Consider the following 15,932-nt stretch of genomic DNA (forward strand, 5'->3'; position numbering starts at 1 on the left):
AGTTGTGCCGCCAGGCCATCGAGGACGACGCCGAGTTGTCGTTCGAACCCGGCGGCCTTGATGTCAGGCCGTGCGATCGAGAAGAAGTACCGGGTCGGATGCCGGACGATCGTCAAGGCCCTGTCATCTGCGGGGCCTGAGCCTCGGAAGCAGCTGCCGCCGCGGGCCTCGAAGCTGGATCCGTTCAAGGCCGCCGACGACAAGCAGCTGACCCAGACAATCGCGCGATACGGCCGCGTCGACCTGCTCTGCGTCGACGAGCTCGGCTACATGCAACTCGACCGCCGCGGCGCCGAGCTGCTGTTCCAGGTCCTCACCGAACGCGAAGAAAAGGCCAGCGTCGCGATCGCCTCCAACGAGTCCTTCGGCGGCTGGACCAAGACCTTCACCGACCCCCGCCTCTGCGCCGCCATCGTCGACCGCCTCGCCTTCGGCGGCAACATCATCGAGACCGGCACCGACTCCTACCGCCTGGCCGCCACCCGCGCCGCCCAGCAGCACTAGGGCACGTCGATGCCCGCGGTGAATTCGAGCAGCGCGTCCGCGACGCGCTGCGGAGCCTCCTGAGCGGCGTAATGGCCGACTCCGTCCAAGAGCACCGACCGGATTTCGCCGGACGCCGCCCGGGACATGGTGGTGAACGTGAACTGCCCGCCGCCGGCACCGATGGCCAGCACCGGGACCCGGAGCCCGCCCGCCTCGGCGAGTTTCTTCAGTTCGGCGCCCTCGCGCAGCATCGAGCCGTAGAGGCCGGCGGCGCCGCGGAACCCGTCCGCCCGGGAGTAGGCGCGGGTGAACTCATCGATGTCGGCCGCGGTGATCGATCCCGGCACCGCGGTCATCGACGGGAACGCGTACTGGCTCAGGAACTCGTGCTCGCGCCCGGCCAGCAGCATCTCGGGGACGCCGGGAGCGGCGAGCACGCCGATTTGCCAGACGCCGCCGCGGGTGACGTCGGCGAGTGCCTCCAGGCCGAAGCCGGCCAGTCCCATCTCGATAGCGGTCAGGCTCAGCACATCTTCCGGATGGGTGACGGCCAGCCGGAAGACGGTCGCGCCGCTGATGTCCTGGCCGGTCAGGTGCACGGGGCCGAGGCCGAGGTGCCGGATGAGCTGGTGCAGGTCTTCGGCCGCGGTCTGGCTGTCGCAGTTGCCCGGCCCGATGGCCGAGTCGCCGAAGCCGCGCAGGTCCACCGCGATCACCCGGTGGCTTGCCGCCAGCAGGGGGATCAGCTTGTGAAACGCCCACCAGGTCTCCGGGAACCCGTGGACCAGCAGAATGGGCGAGCCGCTGTCGCCGGCCGAGACGTAGTGCAGGCGCGTGCCGTTGAGATCGGCCGTGTGGTGGGTGATGCCGGGCAGGGTCGCGGCGGGGGCGGGGGTGGTCATTTTGCTCTCCAAATTTCGACGACTTGGTTGTCGACCAAAGTAGTCCCCATGGTTGTCGATGTCTAGGTAGTCCCCATGGTTGTCGATATTTTTCGGTCCGCTAGCCTGGACAGATGCCTCGCACCGGCGCCGATCTGGCGCTCCTTCTGCTAGCTGGGTTCCGTTCTCTCGCGGACGCCGCAACAGCCGAACTCGCCCGGCGGGGCTACCCGGGCCACCGCCCCCTGCATGACTTCGCGATGCGCGCGATGGTCTCGGGAGCGGACAACGCGGCCGAACTCGGCCGCCGCCTTTCCATTTCGAAGCAGGCGGCTGCGAAGATCATCGACGTGCTCGAGGAGCGCGGCTACGTCGCCCGCGAACCGGACTTGGCCGACGGGCGCCGCAAGCGGCTGCAGATAACGCCGCGCGGCTCCGACCTGCTGCGCGAGGGCGAAGAGGTCTTCGAGGGTCTGCGGCGCCAGTGGGAGCAGCAGATCGGCACCGACCAGCTCAAGGAGCTCGAAGAGCGGCTCACCGAGCTGGTCGGGGCCGCGCCCATGCGCTTCGACACTCTCGGGTGGATGGCCGAGGGCTCCGACGGCCGGTCCCGGGGCTAAAAGAGCTCCTAACGGAATGAGGTCAGGCGTCGCCGGCAGATGAGTGCGCAGGCCAGTTTGAGTAAGGCCTCGTGGATGTCGGCGCGGATCTCCCAGCGGATGCGCAGGCGTCTGAAGGCGTGCAACAGGGCGAAGGCCTGCTCGACGACCCAGCGTTGTTTGCCCAGGCCGGAGCCGTGCTCGGTGCCGCGTCGGACGATCAGCGGGCGGATCTGCAGCTCGCGCACCAAGACGCGGTACTTGTCGTGGTCGTAGCCGCAGTCGGCGAGTACGACGTCGGGACGCCGGCGGGGTCGGCCGCGCTTGCCGCGGACCTTCGGGATGGCGTCCAGCAGCGGGCGAAGCTGGGTGACGTCATTGCGGTTGGCGCCGGTCAGGATCACCGCGAGCGAGATGCCGGTGGCCTCGGTGATCAGGTGGTGCTTGCTGCCGGCCCGCCCTCGGTCGACCGGTGACGGACCGGTCTGCGCCCCCCTTTTAACGCTCTGACCTGGGAAGAGTCCACTGCGACCCGGGAGAAGTCGAGCGCGTCGGCGGCCCGTAGCCGGTCGAGCAGGACCTCGTGCAGCCGCTGCCAACGCGAGACGGCCGGGACGCCTTCCTGGCCGTGCTGGAAGCCCCCGCCCCGCGGCGGGCGCAACGACAGGAGCGGACGGCGGGCCTCCACGGCACGGTGCCCGGCTGGGTCATCGACGAGGCCACGCAGATGCTCGCCCTGGTCAACCGGTTGCGCGCCCCATCCGGGCGACAGCCCGCCACGCTGGAACAGGTGCTGCGCATCGAGGAGTCCGCGCACGGCAGCGACTACGCCGCCAAGTACGCGCTGCGTTGCGCGTTCTGGCTCGGGGAGAGGACCGGACCTCGTGACGATCCGGCCCGTACCGCCGACGTCGAACGACCCGCCCGGCAGCCGGCCGACACACCTCGCTGCGAACGGCTCGGCCTCCCCCGCCGCCCTGTCCCGGCCCCTGAACGCGACGTCGCCGTGCCCGCCCAGCGCAGGGCGATAGTGCGGCCTCCCACAGGACGGACAGCGCACCGCGTCCGCGCCCGAGGAGCGCCATCCGGGCAGCTCCGGGTGTCTCCTGGCGACTATGAGCTGTCCGCCCCCAACGAGCCGATATGCCGGAAGCGAGCTCATCATGGATGAGTGCCGCGGATCTCACCGTCCGTGACGGCGACGCGGCAGCCCTGACGCAACACCCTCCCTGTGCCCGAAGGAGATGCCATGACCGCCACCGCACCTACGGCCCCGACTGCACCAGGGGTGCGCTGCTGGTGGGGGATCTCGTACGCCACCGCCGAGCGGTACCGCCGCCCAGCACTCGTTGACTTCGATCCGGACCGCCCCTACGACCGCAAGGGCATCGTCTCCGTCCAGCCCGACAGCGGCGACTGGCTGGAAGCGGACAGCGGAATGGGCGAGGACTGCCTGAACCTGAACGTGTGGGCTCCCGAGGAACCTGCCGGGAAGGCGCTCCCGGTGGCCGTGTACGTCCACGGTGGCGGATTCGAGTACGGCGCCAACACGCAGATCACCTCGAACGCCTCCGGTCTCGCCGCGACGGGGCGCGTGGTGGGCGTGTCGATCAATTACCGGCTCGGCGCCCTGGGCGCGGTCTCGCTGTCGCAGTACGGCGGCGCTCTCGCCGAGGCCAGCAACCTCTGCCTGCAGGACGTGATCTGCGCGCTGACCTGGATCAAGCAGAACATCGCCTCCTTCGGCGGCGATCCCGGCAACGTCACCGTCCACGGCCACAGCGCCGGCGGCTTTTCCGCCTTCGGGCTGCTCGGCGCTCCCTCCGCCGATGGTCTGTACCGGCGTTTGGCCGGGTTCTCCGGTGGTCCCGCGCGTCTGCAGCCGGCCTGGTGGGCCGAGGAGCTCGCGCACCGGTTCGTCACTGAACTCGGCGTCGCGGACAACCCGGAGAAGTTGCTCGACCTGGACACGGCCCCCATGGTTGCTGCCCTGCACAAGGTCACCCCGACGGGCCTCGGTGTCCGCGCCGGGATGGACTCCAAGGCCATCGGTGTCGTCCTGGATGCCGGACAGCCCGGTGCGGTGCTGCGCGCCCACCCTATGGACGTCCTGGCCTCGGGCACACACCGGGACGTCGACATCCTGCTGAGCATGGCCAGTGACGACATGGGCTGGTGGGTGGCGAACGACCTCGACCGGTTCGACCCGCACACCGTCGAGGGCATCGTCGATGAAGTCGCGGCGTGGCGCCTTCCCCGCTCCCGCGCCCGGCAGATCGTCGACGCCTACGACCAGGGCGGCCGCACCGCGGCCGAGGTCCGCGCCGCACTCCTGGCGGACTACGTCTACGGGCTCCCCGCCGCGCGCGGCGCCCTGGCCCACGCCGCCGCGGGCGGCAACGCCCACCTCCTGGTGGTCGGGGCGGCCGAGGGTGTGCCCGCCGTGCACGGCAGCGAGATGTACGCCCTGGTCGGCCAGGAGCAGCCGGGCCGCAGCGCCGAACAGGCAGATCGCGACACCCGTATCCGCGACATAGTGCTCAATTTCGCCACTGGAGCGCAAAATCGCCTGTGGCCCGCCGTCACCGACCGGCCCACCTCGGGAAGCGTCGGCAAAATGCCTTTCGAGGCCACCGCGCACTACCAGGCAGCCCTCCGCCTGTTCGAGGGCATCGACCGCCCCTGACAGTCAACGGACGACGGTCGAGACCGACGTGATCAGCCGGGTGACCGCGCCAGGAATCCCACCCGGCTCCACGACCGCACCCGGGGCGAACGAGCACGACAAGGAGCTTGGCATGAGCCACAACACAGCAGCCGATGGCGCCGCACCGGCGACGATGCGGGCTGTCGTCGTCACCCGGCCCGGTGGCCTGGAGGCACTGGAGATCAAGGACGTGCCGGTGCCCGTACGCGCGCCGGGCTGGGTACGGATCAAGGTGAAGGCGTTCGGCGTCAACGGGTCCGAGGTCACCACCCGCAGGGGCGAGTCGGACCCGGAGGTCACCTACCCCCGTGTCCCCGGGATCGAGGGCGTCGGCGTGGTCGACGAGGCCGACGAGGACAGCGGGCTGCACCCAGGACAGCAGGTCGCGACCATGATGGGCGGCATGGGCCGCTCCTACGACGGTGCCTACGCCCAGTACGTGACCGTCCCCGCCGGGCAGGTCATCCCGTTCGAGAGCAGCCTGCCGTGGGACGTGGTCGGCGCCCTGCCGGAAATGTTCCAGACCGCGTACGGCTCGCTGACCCGCGGCCTGGACCTGAAGGCCGGGCAGACGCTGCTGATCCGTGGCGGCACCTCCACGGTGGGTCTGAGTGCGGCGACGATGGCCAAGGAGATCGGCGCCACCGTCATCTCCACCACGCGGCACGCCGACCGTGCCGACGAGCTGCGGACGATGGGTGTCGACCACCCGGTCGTGGACGACGGGCGCCTCGCCGAGAAGGTTCGCGATCTCGTGCCGCAGGGTGTCGACGCGGCGCTGGAGCTGGTGGGCTGCACGGCCTTGCCGGACACCTTCGGATGCGTGCGGGTGCACGGCACGGTGTGCTTCACCGGCGCTCTGGCGGGTGGGTGGTCCATCCCCGACTTCACCCCGTTCATGATCCCGAGCGGGGTGCGGCTGACCAGCTACGCGGGCGAGGCCGCCGACCTGCCGTCCGACGTCTTCGCCCGCCAGCTCCAGGCCCTTGCCGAAGGGCGCCTCACGGCCCCCGTCGCGAAGGTCTACCACGGCCTGGAACGGGTCGGTGACGCCCAGGCCGACGTCGAGTCCGGCACCATCCCGGGCAAGCGCGTTGTTGTCCTGAACGACTGAGAGACGAGCCTTCGGGGCGCCGCACTCCGCTCACGGATCGGTCGTCATTGCGCGGGCTGCGAAGGCGACTGGGGTGATGCCGGTGCGGTCGCGGAAGAAGCGGCCGAAGTTCGCGGGATCGGTGAAGCCGAGGTGAGCGGCCACAGCCCGGGCCTCCCACCGGGCGCCTCCCAGCAGGCGCCGGGCTTCGAGCAGCCGCCGCTCGTCGATGAGCTCACGCACCCCTTTGCCGGTGGCGTCCCGGGCGGCGCGGCTGAGGGTGCGGACCGAGCAGCCGAGCAGCTCGGCGTAGTCCGCGGCCCGGTGCAGTTCACGGAAGTGCAGCTCCAGGGCGTCCGCGAACCGTCCGTAGGTGTCACCACGGGCCGTACCGGTCGTCGCCGCAGTCGTGGGGGTGACGCCGGGGGCGTTGGCGAGGCGCAGCAGCAGCGATTCGAGCAGGCTGCGCCGCAGGGCGTGGTGGACATCGAGTGGGCGACGTCCAAGAGCGCGGTGTTCGTCAAGGAGCTGGAGTGCCGTCTGCTGGAGCCAGGCGGCGTCGTCGGGGTGCGGGCTCAGCACGGCGGGGGCCTCGTGCGCGGTGAGCGGGGCCAGGAGGCGGGCGGTGCCGGGTGTCAGTACGTCCGGTTCGAACAGGATGAACGGGCCGCGGGCGGTGCCGGGCGGATGCCAGCACTGTGTATGTCCGGGACGCACCCACAGCCACTGGCCGGGGGCGACGGCCCGCGTGACGTGGTCGACATCGTGCCGCAGCTCGCCCTCGGTGACCGCGATGAGGTAGTGGAAGGTGGCGCGGCCCGGACGGGGCGGGTTCCACGGCCAGTCGTCGTGCTGGACGAAGAAGTCCTCGACGGTGCTCACCTCCAGCCCGTAGGGAGTGCCGACCGGGGGCTGAAAACCGTACAGCGGAACCGAAGCAGGTCCGGCCTGCCCGCCCGGCCTGGGGTGTCGTCTGGCGACCATCACGTGTCCGCAGTCTACTGCCTGATTTGCCGCTTTCACGGAAAGGATGGGGGTGCCGCCGCGACCGCGCGGCGCGCTGTTCGCGTCCCTCGGCGGCCGGCCCGCCACCACCCGAGGAAGGAGACGTTCATGAACGGACCGACCCTGCACAAGACCGCCGCCGACCCTCACACCTACGGCAGCGGCGCGCGGGCGGCCAGGTGAGCGCGGCCGGCGACCGGCTCCAGGAGACCGCCCGCCGGACGGCCCTCGCGCTGCCCGGCGTCAGCAACGGACGCCCCTTCACCCCCCAGCTCGACGTGTACAAGGTCGCCGGCAAGGTGTTCCTGATCGTCACCGACGACCCGGACGAGCAGATCATCACGGTCAAGTGCGACCCCGAACTCGCCCGCGCGCACATGTGCGGCTATGCCTCGGTCACGCCGGGCCGTTACCTCGACAAACGTCACTGGATGTCGATCGGGCCGGGACCCGGCATCACCGAGCGCCTCGTCACCGAGGCGGTCGAGGATTCCTACGACCTGGTCGTTGAACGGCTGCCGCAACGCGACCGTCCCGGGGCCGGGTGAGCGTCGCAAGCTTCCCCGCGAGCGGCTGAGTCGCCCCGCCGGCCCACATGATCGCCCAGCAGCGCCTCAGCTCCGCCATCCTGTGGGGGCCGCCCGAGCCCGTGCGGGCCGGCGGTCGCCGATCCGTCAGCCCTTGAAGGCGCCGTCCATGATCCCGGCGACCATGCGCCTGCCGACGAAGACGAACAACACGAGCAGCGGCAGCGTGGCCAGGAACGAGCCCGACATGGCCAGGCCCAGGTCGACCACATAGTTGTTCTGCAGCGCCTTGATCGCGATCTGGGCGGTGTACATCTCGGGTGACTTCAGGACGATGAACGGCCACAGGAAGTCGTTCCAGGCGGTGACGAACCCGAGCAGCCCCAGCACGAACGCGGCCGGCCGCACCAGCGGGAACGCGATCCGCCAGAAGATCTGCCAGGTGGTCGCCCCGTCGATGCGCGCGGCCTGGAGGATCTCGTCACTGATGGTGGTGGACAGGTGCTGGCGCATCCAGAAGATGCCGAACGCGCTGGCCAGCCCCGGCACGATGAGCGCCTGCAACGTGTCCACCCATCCCAGCGACGAGATGATCATGTATTGCGGGATGACCGCGAGCTGGGTCGGCACGGTCATGGTCAGCACGACGACGAGGAACAGCGCGTTCCGGCCGCGGAAGCGCAGCTTGGCGAAGGCGAACCCGGCGAGCGAGCACAGCACGGCGTGCCCCACGCCGATCGAGCCGGCCACGATGACGCTGTTGATGATCGAGCGGACGAACGGCACGGTCGTGAACACCAGCCCGGCCAGGTGGAAGAAGTTCCCGCCGGGGATGATCTCCGGCGGCATCCGGGTGGCGGCCGCGGTGTCCGTCGTGGCCACCACGAACATCCAGTACAGCGGGAACACGCAGGCCAGCGTGGCCACCGCGAGCAGCAGATAGGTCCACCAGCGGACCCTGTCGGCCTTCTTCATCCTCGCTCCGGGCGGATTCGCGTGGACAGGACATAGTTGAGCGACGCGATGGCGATGATCAGTACGAACAGGGCCACGCCGATGGCGGAGCCGTAGCCGAACTGGAACTGGCCGAAGCCCTGCTCGTACAGGAAGAGCGTGAGCGTCTGGCACTGCCGGGCGGACCCGCAGGTCAGCGGCGAGGTGGTGGTGACGAGCAGCGGCTCGGTGAAGATCTGCAGGCCGCCGATGGTGGAGGTGACGATCGTGAACACGATGACCGGGCGCAGCGACGGGATGGAGATGTGCCGGAACTGTTTCCAGGCGCCCGCGCCGTCCACCGCCGCGGCCTCGTAGATCGTCCGCGGAACGGCCTGCAGCGAGGCCAGGTAGAGCAGGGTGGTGTAGCCGAACCAGCGCCAGGCCACCATCACGGCGATCATGGCGTGGCTCCCCCACCCCGACTGCAGGAAGTTGATCGGCCCGACGCCGACGAGCCCGAGCAACCAGTTGAGCAGGCCGTAGTCGCGATCGAACATCTGGGCGAAGACGATCGTGGTGGCCGCCACCGAGGTGATGTACGGCACCAGCATCGACATCCGCCAGAACAGCGCGAGCCGCAGCCGCGCATGGTTGAGCAGGTGCGCCAGCAGGAGCGCGACCAGGAGCTGCGGCACGGTGGACAGCAGCCAGATGCTGATCGTGTTCCAGGCGGCGTTCCAGAACCGGGTGTCGCCCAGCAGCCGGTTGAAGTTGTCGAAGCCGACGAAGACGTGCTCGCCGATGGGGTTCCAGTCGAACAGCGCGACGTAGAACGTGAACAGCAGCGGGACGAGGCCGAAGATCGCGAAGATGAGGAAGAACGGGGCGATGTAGGCGTACGGCGCCAGCCGCTCGGACCAGTTCTGCCGCACCTGCGTCTCGGACTCGGGCCGTGCCTGCGGCGGGCTGACCGTCGTCGTCACGTCACTTGCCGATCGAGGTCTTGATGTTGGCCAGTGCCGTGTCCCACGCCTTGGCCGGATCGCCCTTGCCCTGTTCGACGTTGGTGATCGCGTTCAGGAACTCCTGGCCGATGGCGGCGCTGTCCGGGCCGATGAGGAAGGGCTTGAGCCCGAGCAGCGACTCGGTGTAGATCTTCCCGGTCGGCGCGTCGGAGAAGAACGGGTCCTTGCGGCCGAGGAGCTTCGGGTCCTGGTAGGCGGACGGGGTGGTGGGCAACGCGCCGGAGTCGACGAAATGATCGAGCTGGCCCTGCGGCGACTGGGTCTTGGAGATGTAGTCCCAGGCCGCCTTGGGGTTGGCCGCGCCCTTGGGAATGGCCAGGTAGCTGCCGCCCCAGTTGCCGGCGCCGCCGGGGATCTTGGCGACGTCCCACTTGCCCTTGGTGTCGGGGGCGTTGTTGCGGATCTGTTCGAGTAACCACGACGGCGCGGAGATGACGGCGTAGTCGCCCTTGCTCATCGCCGCGCTCCAGCCGTCCTCGAAGGAGCTCAGCCTGGCGGTGATCCCGGACTGCGCCGTCTTGATCGCCAGGTCGAACGCCGTCTTGACCTGAGGGCTGGTGGCGTAGACGACATTGCCGGAGGGGTCGTAGTACTTCTGCGGCCCCTGGTTGACGGCCTGGTAGAAGACGCTGGTGGCGGCGTTGTCGACGAACGCCTTGCCGGTCGCGGCGGTGTACTTCTTGCCGGTCTCGATGAAGGCGTCCCAGGTCGGCCAGAGCTTGCTCACCTCGTCCCGGTCGGTGGGCAGGCCGGCCTGCTTGAACAGGTCGGTCCGGTAGGCGACGGCCATGCCGCCGACGTCGGTGGGAATGCCGATGATCTCGCCGGACCTGGCCGTGGACTGGCTGATCACCCAGTCCAGGTAGTCGCTCTTGATCTTGTCGGCGCCGTACTGGCGCAGGTCCTGGAAGTTCTGCGGCTGCTGGACGAACTTGGGCAGGTCATCCCCCTGGATGAGCACCAGGTCGGGCACCTTGCCCCCGGCCAGCGCCGTGGTGAGCGCCTGCGCGGTCTCCGTCGAGCCGCCCACCTCGGTGAGCTTCACCTGCACGCCCGGATTGGCCTTCTGATAGTCGTCGACGGACTTCTTCTGGTTGATGCCGCTGAACGACCAGAACTCGAACGACTTGCCGTCGCCCGAGGGCTGGGCCGAGCCGCCACCGCCTCCGCAGGCGGCGGTCAGGGCGAGAGCCGCGGCGAGCACGACCGGGGTGGTTCTACGGAGCTTCACGGGTGATCTCCCCCTGGAGGTCGGGAGCGGCGGGAGGGGACAGGCGACACGATTCCGAAACTTTTTCGTAATAGTTTCGATCGTTGCTGCCGGACCATATTCGCGAAGCTCGAAACTCGTCAAGAACCTCCGTGCAAGTACGCCGTAACGTGAAAGGCCGAGGACCCGAACCCGGGTCAGGACCGCGGGACGGGGCCCGTCGAGTCGCGGACGCTGAGGGTGGTCGCCAGCTGGAGGTGCCGGGAGGCGGGCTGGACGCCGTCGGCCATGCCGAGGACGGTCTCGACGGCCATCCGGCCCATGCCGACCAGAGGCTGCCGGACGGAGGTGAGCCTGGGCGTGGTCCACTCGGTCTGCGGCGTGTCGTCGAAACCGGTGACCGACAGCTCCCCAGGCACGGAGATGCCGAAGTCCTTCGCCGCGGCGAGGACCCCGACGGCGATCTCGTCGTTTCCGGCGACGATCGCGGTCGGACGCTCGTCGAGCGCGAGGAGGTCGCGCCCGTGCCGATGCCCCGCCTCGACGGAGAAGGCCTCATGGCGGATCAGCGCGCCGTCCGGCGCGATGCCGGCCGAGCTGAGCGCGGCCTGGTAGCCGTGGAAGCGCTCCAGCGAGGGGGCGGAGCCGAGCGGGCCGCCGATCCAGCCGATCCTGCGGTGGCCGAGCTTGATGACGTGCTCGGTCGCCGAGCGGCCGCCCGCCCAGTTCGTGGAGCCGATGCTGACGAGGTCCGACTCGGAGGTGTCGATCGGGTCGATCGACACGATGGGGACCATGAGCTCCTCCGCGGCCAGCAGCAACGAGCCTGGTACGGCGACGGCGAGCGCGATGATGCCGACGACGCCGGACGCCTTCTCCCTCTCCATCCAGGCGCGGGCCGCCGTGGGGCTCGTGGCGGCCGCCCCGTCGGACGGCAGGCGGAGGAGCAGCTCGGCCTGCGCGGCGGTCGCGGCCACGAGGATGCCTTGAAGCACCGTCCCGGCGTAACGGGACTCCACGATGTCGAGCACGGTGACGAGGGTGCGGCCCCGGGTCTGCTCGTGCCGCGCCGCGGTCGGCATGTAGCCGATCTCGGCCATGGCCTCCAGGACGAGCTCGCGCGTCCTCGGCCCGACGTCGCTGCGGCCGTTGAGCACCTTCGAAGCGGTCGCCAGGGAGACTCCGGCCATCCGGGCGACATCCGCCAACGTGACGCGCTCAGAACGACCTCGCGATCGCATGAGGATTCCCTCCTGGGGCTCGAAACTCTTTCGAACCTACCACGCACCCCTTTTTCTCCAGTTGCATGCGTTGACACGGCACAGATGTGGCACCTACTGTCCTCGCAGCACCGAATAAGTTGCGAAATATTTTCGGAACTCAACGCGAGGGTTGAGACCATGGACGCTTGCAGATCCTCGATCCGCATCGACGGCGAGGCATGCGACGAGAGCGTGCTCCCGCACGTCTGGAGCCGGTGTGTCGGCGCCGGGCGGGCCAACGAGGCGCTGCGCGCGGACTGGCAGCGGCAGTTCGCTGAAGCGGTCGCTGCCGCCGGATTCCGGTATGTCCGTTTTCACGGCATCTTTCATGACGACATGTTCGTGTACCGGGAGCGGTACGGCGGCGGTTTCGGCGAGGACGCGGCCCTCGCCGCGCCCGTGTACACGTTCAGTTACGTCGACAAGGTGTTCGACTTCATCCTGGAGTGCGGGGCCCGCCCGTTCGTCGAGCTGGGCTTCATGCCGCGCGATCTGGCGACGGTGACCGAGACGCTGTTCTGGTGGGGCGCTCACTGCAGCCCGCCCAAAGACGCGGCGCGCTGGGTCGAGCTGGTGACGAGGTCGATCGAGCACTGGATCGACCGGTACGGCCTCGACGAGGTGCGGGAGTGGCGCTTCGAGGTGTGGAACGAGCCGAACCTCGTCCCGCATTTTTGGACCGGGACGAAGACCGAGTACTTCGAGCTCTACGAGCAGACCGTACGGGCGATCAAGAAGATCGATCCCGCGTTGCGGGTGGGCGGGCCCGCGACGAGTGTCTTCGTTCCCGACGACCGCTACAAGGGCGAGACCGAGGACCGCTCCGCGATGCTCGCGACGGCCACCGCCGCCGACGTGGACGCGCTCGACTGGCGCCCGGTGTGGATCGAGGACTTCATCTCCTGGTGCGCGGAGCGCGAACTGCCGATCGACTTCATCTCGACCCACACCTACCCCACGGACTACGCCTTCGGCGCCGACGGCGAGGCGGTGCAGATCACCCGGTACGCCGACGCGACCTTCGACGACCTGACCCTGCTCGGCGAGCTCGTGAAGGACAGCGCGTATCCCGACGCGGAGATCCACGTCACCGAGTGGTCGACGTCGCCGTCGGCCCGCGACTTCATGCACGACACGCTGTTCGCGGCGACCTACATCACCCGGTCGTACCTGAAGTGCGCCACCCTCGCCGACTCGATCTCCTACTGGGCCTTCACCGACGTCTTCGAGGAGGGCGGCGCCGGGATCGGCCCGTTCCACGGCGGGTTCGGCCTGGTGAACGAGGCCGGCATCCACAAACCGGCCTTCCACGCGTTCACGATGCTCGGACGGCTCGGCGACCGGCTGCTGCTCGCCACGCCCGACGGTGTCGTGACCCGGGACAGCCGGACGTCGGCCGTGTCGGCGGTGTTCTTCAACTACCCCGAGGACATGGCCTTGAGAGGTCTCAGGTCGCAGAGCTCCTACGCCGCGACCCGCGCGCTGGCCGAAGTGGGGCCGAGCCGCAGGATCCGCCACGCGATCGGCGGCTTGGAGCCCGGCACCACCTTCCTCGTCGAGATCATGGACTGGGAACACGGGAACGCGGCCGAGGCCTGGTACCGGCTCGGCTCTCCCCTCAACCCGTCCCGCGCCGAGAGCGAGCACCTGCGCAGGGTCGGGGACTCGCTCCTCAGGTTCACGCTGACCGTGTCCGGCACCGGCGTTCTGGACCTCGACGTCGAGCTCGCCCCCTGGGGCGTGATGTCGCTGAGGCAGTCGTCCTGACGCTCACGCGCCAGACAGGTCAGCGCAGGCCCCCGTTGGCGCGCTCGAACATGAGCCTGCGTGAACATGATCCTGCTCGCATCGCCGCCCAGGGCCCGCAGCGCATTGCCCTCCGCGCAGAAGACGTTGCATCCCGGGACAGCCTGCGACCAGCCCGCCTGCGCCGACTCGACCTTCACGATCGCCGCCTTGTTCCCGGCGGTCCCGGCATATCGCCTTGACCTGGAGCGCGCTCCAGTTCCTAGCCTCGGTCCCACCGGGGATCGACGACAGGAGAACTAGCGTGAGGACCGTACAACTCGGCCGTACCGGCGAACAGGTCAGCCGGCTCGCCCTGGGCTGCATGATCATGGGCACCGTCACGCCGGAGGACGAAGCCGTCACGATGCTGGACCGGTACGCGGAGGCCGGCGGCACCTTCCTGGACACCGCCGACTGCTACGCCTGGTGGGAGCGCCGGGGCAGTCATGGAGGAGAGAGCGAGGAGCTGATCGGCCGCTGGCTGGCGAGGTCCGGCCGGCGCGACCAGATGTTCCTGGCCACCAAGGGCAGCGCGGTCGTACGGGACCTGGACGCGGTCTGGGCCGGCGGCCGTCCGGACTGGGACGTCGCCTACCGCACCTTCGTCGGGGCCGGGGCGAAGACGTTGCGCGAGGCGATCGACGGCAGCCTGCGCCGGCTCGGCACCGATCACGTAGATCTCTACTACGTGCACGTCGACGACCGGGCCACGCCCCTGGAGGAGACGCTGGAGGCGCTCGCCGGCATCGTCCAGGCCGGGAAGGCCCGCTACATCGGCTGGTCCAACGTACGGACGTGGCGGCTGGAGCGCATCCGGCAATTGTGCGCCCAGCACGGGTGGCCGGCGCCGGTCGCGCTCCAGCAGCAGCACTCCTACCTGCGGCGCCGTGCCGGGCTACGGCACGCGTCCATCGTGGACGACGAGCAGCTCGACTACCTGGAGACGCACGACGACCTGACCCTGGTCGCGTACTCCCCGATCCTCAAGGGCATCTACGACGACCCGGGCAAGCGGCGGGGCCACGGGGCGATGGACCCGTACCAGGGCCCGGACGCCGAGGCCCGGCTCGCGGTGGTCGCCGAGGTGGCCGCGGAGGTCGGCGTCACCCCGAACGCGCTGGTCCTGGCGTGGCTGATGCACCAGAGCTCGCCGGCGATCGTGCCGCTGATCGGGCCCCGCACCCTCCAGCAGTACGAGGCCGCGCTCCCGGCGCTCGACGTCAAACTCACGGACGAGCAGCTCAGCCGGCTTGACGCGGCCGGCGCCTGACGCGGCATGGCCCCGAGGCGGCGGGGTCAGGCGCCGTAGCTGATCTCGGCCCGGCGGTTCTTCCCCCGGCCTGCCAGCCTTTGCTGCTCACCCCCGGCGTCGTGGTGGCCCTGTCCCTCGACGCCGGCGACTTCTTCGACCACCTCCGCGACGAGCAAGGGTTCGCCGAACAGCTGGGCCGGCCTCACGACGATGGCCTCCAAGGATGAGCGTGCCGACGCCGACCGCGACGAGCCGTACCACCGCGCCATTCAGGACGCCGCATCGCCGCCGCCGGGGCCCGGCACAACGCCTGCCTGACGAACCGCAGGCGATGGGACAGCAGGTCAGCGAATTTTGGTGGTCACGGTGGAGGGCGCCGGCGCTTTGATCGACACCTTGCTGCCCCACCCGGTGTAGCGGGTGTCCACGGTGGTGGTGTAGATGGTGCCGTCCTCTGTCAGCGCGTAGGTGGATGTCACCCGGTTGACCAGGCCCGCCGAGGACAGGGTGAGCGTGTAGGAGATCTTCACACCGTCGTGCTCGTTGCCGAGTCTGGCGGCGGACACCCAGGTCGAGACCGCCTTGAGCTCCTTGAGGGTGATCGAGCCGGAGACGGTGTTGCCTTTGGTCGTGCCGTTCTTGAGCAGCCGGGCCAGCGTCTTCGTCTCGGCCGGGTTGATGAACTGCGACCACGAGTCGGGCATGCCGCGGTTCTTTTCCTTGAACCAGGTCTTGCCCTCGGGCAGCAGGCCGCCGATCACGCCGCCGGAATAGTAACCAGTCTTGCCGATGCCGATGACGCGTTGCTCTTCGTCGCCGTCCTTCCTGGTGATGTCGAAGGCGGCGACGCCCTTCTTGCCGAACTGGAAGGCGCCCTTGAGGTCGCGGGCGCCCCGCTCGTCGGTGCCGTCCTTCCACGTGACGCTGCCGGTGTACCGCACGCCGTGCCCGGGCACGATCGTCGCTTTCAGGGCCTTGACCGGGTCCTTGGGTGCCGCGTGCGCGGGCAGCGCGGGTAGCGCGGGTACGGTCAGCGCGGCGAGGGCCGCGATGGCGAGGAGTGCTTTCTTCATGGCAGGTGATCATGCCCGACAGGGGCGACAACCTGGAGCCCTGGATCATCCGCGACCGCGCATCGTTATCCCGATGATGCGGGGGAGT

At 69.4% G+C, this 15,932-nt stretch carries 15 protein-coding genes and 2 pseudogenes; 8 read left to right on the plus strand and 9 right to left on the minus strand.

Annotation, left to right across the window (positions count from 1 at the left end; genetic code table 11):
• Positions 1–186: 186 nt before the first annotated feature.
• Positions 187–504: pseudogene (locus SMD20_RS43555) on the plus strand (ATP-binding protein); the annotation flags it as partial.
• Here the strand turns inward: SMD20_RS43555 and SMD20_RS43560 are convergent.
• Positions 501–1,388, minus strand: coding sequence for an alpha/beta fold hydrolase (locus SMD20_RS43560; protein WP_329593013.1), 888 nt, complete (start codon positions 1,386–1,388; stop codon positions 501–503). The pseudogene SMD20_RS43555 and the gene SMD20_RS43560 sit on opposite strands and share 4 nt — an antisense overlap.
• 113 nt (positions 1,389–1,501) lie before the next feature.
• Here SMD20_RS43560 and SMD20_RS43565 point away from each other — a divergent pair, with 113 nt between their 5' ends.
• Positions 1,502–1,987 carry a MarR family winged helix-turn-helix transcriptional regulator gene (locus SMD20_RS43565; RefSeq protein ID WP_329593015.1) on the plus strand — a complete coding sequence of 162 codons (486 nt, stop codon included), beginning with the start codon at positions 1,502–1,504 and terminating at the stop codon, positions 1,985–1,987.
• A gap of 8 nt (positions 1,988–1,995) precedes the next feature.
• On the opposite strand, the pseudogene SMD20_RS43570 reads toward SMD20_RS43565, so the two are convergent.
• Positions 1,996–2,564 (minus strand): annotated as a pseudogene (locus tag SMD20_RS43570) (IS5 family transposase); the annotation flags it as partial.
• Between SMD20_RS43570 and SMD20_RS43575 the strand changes: the two are divergent.
• The 3 genes from SMD20_RS43575 to SMD20_RS43585 all read left to right on the plus strand — a co-directional run bounded on the left by SMD20_RS43575 (position 2,550) and on the right by SMD20_RS43585 (position 5,787).
• On the plus strand, positions 2,550–3,137 hold the full coding sequence (locus SMD20_RS43575; RefSeq protein WP_329594784.1) for a hypothetical protein: 588 nt from the start codon (positions 2,550–2,552) through the stop codon (positions 3,135–3,137). The pseudogene SMD20_RS43570 and the gene SMD20_RS43575 sit on opposite strands and share 15 nt — an antisense overlap.
• Positions 3,138–3,215: 78 nt before the next feature.
• Positions 3,216–4,652 (plus strand): carboxylesterase family protein, encoded by a 1,437-nt coding sequence (locus SMD20_RS43580; protein ID WP_329593017.1) that lies wholly within the window; start codon positions 3,216–3,218, stop codon positions 4,650–4,652.
• 112 nt (positions 4,653–4,764) lie between these two features.
• Positions 4,765–5,787 carry an alcohol dehydrogenase catalytic domain-containing protein gene (locus SMD20_RS43585; RefSeq protein ID WP_329593019.1) on the plus strand — a complete coding sequence of 341 codons (1,023 nt, stop codon included), beginning with the start codon at positions 4,765–4,767 and terminating at the stop codon, positions 5,785–5,787.
• Positions 5,788–5,817: 30 nt separating this feature from the next.
• On the opposite strand, the gene SMD20_RS43590 is transcribed toward SMD20_RS43585, so the two are convergent.
• Positions 5,818–6,648, minus strand: coding sequence for a helix-turn-helix domain-containing protein (locus SMD20_RS43590; RefSeq protein WP_329593021.1), 831 nt, complete (start codon positions 6,646–6,648; stop codon positions 5,818–5,820).
• Between the two features lie 302 nt (positions 6,649–6,950).
• On the opposite strand from SMD20_RS43590, the gene SMD20_RS43595 reads away from it, so the two are divergent.
• Positions 6,951–7,319 (plus strand): MmcQ/YjbR family DNA-binding protein, encoded by a 369-nt coding sequence (locus tag SMD20_RS43595; RefSeq protein ID WP_329593023.1) that lies wholly within the window; start codon positions 6,951–6,953, stop codon positions 7,317–7,319.
• Between the two features lie 126 nt (positions 7,320–7,445).
• On the opposite strand, the gene SMD20_RS43600 is transcribed toward SMD20_RS43595, so the two are convergent.
• From SMD20_RS43600 to SMD20_RS43615, 4 genes are all read right to left on the minus strand, one after another.
• Positions 7,446–8,273, minus strand: a complete 828-nt coding sequence (locus tag SMD20_RS43600; protein WP_329593025.1) for a carbohydrate ABC transporter permease — start codon at positions 8,271–8,273, stop codon at positions 7,446–7,448.
• Positions 8,270–9,217 (minus strand): carbohydrate ABC transporter permease, encoded by a 948-nt coding sequence (locus tag SMD20_RS43605; RefSeq protein WP_329593027.1) that lies wholly within the window; start codon positions 9,215–9,217, stop codon positions 8,270–8,272. The genes SMD20_RS43600 and SMD20_RS43605 overlap by 4 nt, the downstream gene beginning before the upstream one ends.
• 1 nt (position 9,218) lies before the next feature.
• Positions 9,219–10,490 (minus strand): ABC transporter substrate-binding protein, encoded by a 1,272-nt coding sequence (locus tag SMD20_RS43610; RefSeq protein WP_329593029.1) that lies wholly within the window; start codon positions 10,488–10,490, stop codon positions 9,219–9,221.
• A gap of 176 nt (positions 10,491–10,666) precedes the next feature.
• Positions 10,667–11,710 (minus strand): LacI family DNA-binding transcriptional regulator, encoded by a 1,044-nt coding sequence (locus SMD20_RS43615; protein WP_329593031.1) that lies wholly within the window; start codon positions 11,708–11,710, stop codon positions 10,667–10,669.
• A 159-nt stretch (positions 11,711–11,869) separates the two neighbouring features.
• Here SMD20_RS43615 and SMD20_RS43620 point away from each other — a divergent pair, with 159 nt between their 5' ends.
• Entirely contained in the window at positions 11,870–13,498 is a 1,629-nt protein-coding gene (locus SMD20_RS43620) for a GH39 family glycosyl hydrolase (protein ID WP_329593033.1), read from the plus strand.
• Positions 13,499–13,781: 283 nt separating this feature from the next.
• On the plus strand, positions 13,782–14,789 hold the full coding sequence (locus SMD20_RS43625) for an aldo/keto reductase (protein WP_329593034.1): 1,008 nt from the start codon (positions 13,782–13,784) through the stop codon (positions 14,787–14,789).
• A gap of 26 nt (positions 14,790–14,815) precedes the next feature.
• On the opposite strand, the gene SMD20_RS43630 is transcribed toward SMD20_RS43625, so the two are convergent.
• A complete protein-coding gene (locus SMD20_RS43630; protein ID WP_329593035.1) occupies positions 14,816–14,992 on the minus strand; it encodes a hypothetical protein in 177 nt (58 codons plus the stop codon).
• A 123-nt stretch (positions 14,993–15,115) separates the two neighbouring features.
• The gene (locus SMD20_RS43635) at positions 15,116–15,844 is read right to left on the minus strand and encodes a hypothetical protein (protein WP_329593036.1); all 729 of its coding nucleotides are present in this window, start codon (positions 15,842–15,844) and stop codon (positions 15,116–15,118) included.
• Positions 15,845–15,932: the final 88 nt, after the last annotated feature.

Source organism: Nonomuraea sp. LP-02, assembly GCF_036289125.1.
GTDB classification, from domain to species: domain Bacteria; phylum Actinomycetota; class Actinomycetes; order Streptosporangiales; family Streptosporangiaceae; genus Nonomuraea; species Nonomuraea bangladeshensis.

Coding starts and splice junctions, on each gene's coding strand:
- SMD20_RS43560 (WP_329593013.1), bottom strand. CDS start 1,388: ATGACCACCCCCGCCCCCGCCGCGACCCTGCCCGGCATCACCCACCAC.
- SMD20_RS43565 (WP_329593015.1), top strand. CDS start 1,502: ATGCCTCGCACCGGCGCCGATCTGGCGCTCCTTCTGCTAGCTGGGTTC.
- SMD20_RS43580 (WP_329593017.1), top strand. CDS start 3,216: ATGACCGCCACCGCACCTACGGCCCCGACTGCACCAGGGGTGCGCTGC.
- SMD20_RS43585 (WP_329593019.1), top strand. CDS start 4,765: ATGAGCCACAACACAGCAGCCGATGGCGCCGCACCGGCGACGATGCGG.
- SMD20_RS43600 (WP_329593025.1), bottom strand. CDS start 8,273: ATGAAGAAGGCCGACAGGGTCCGCTGGTGGACCTATCTGCTGCTCGCG.
- SMD20_RS43615 (WP_329593031.1), bottom strand. CDS start 11,710: ATGCGATCGCGAGGTCGTTCTGAGCGCGTCACGTTGGCGGATGTCGCC.
- SMD20_RS43620 (WP_329593033.1), top strand. CDS start 11,870: ATGGACGCTTGCAGATCCTCGATCCGCATCGACGGCGAGGCATGCGAC.
- SMD20_RS43635 (WP_329593036.1), bottom strand. CDS start 15,844: ATGAAGAAAGCACTCCTCGCCATCGCGGCCCTCGCCGCGCTGACCGTA.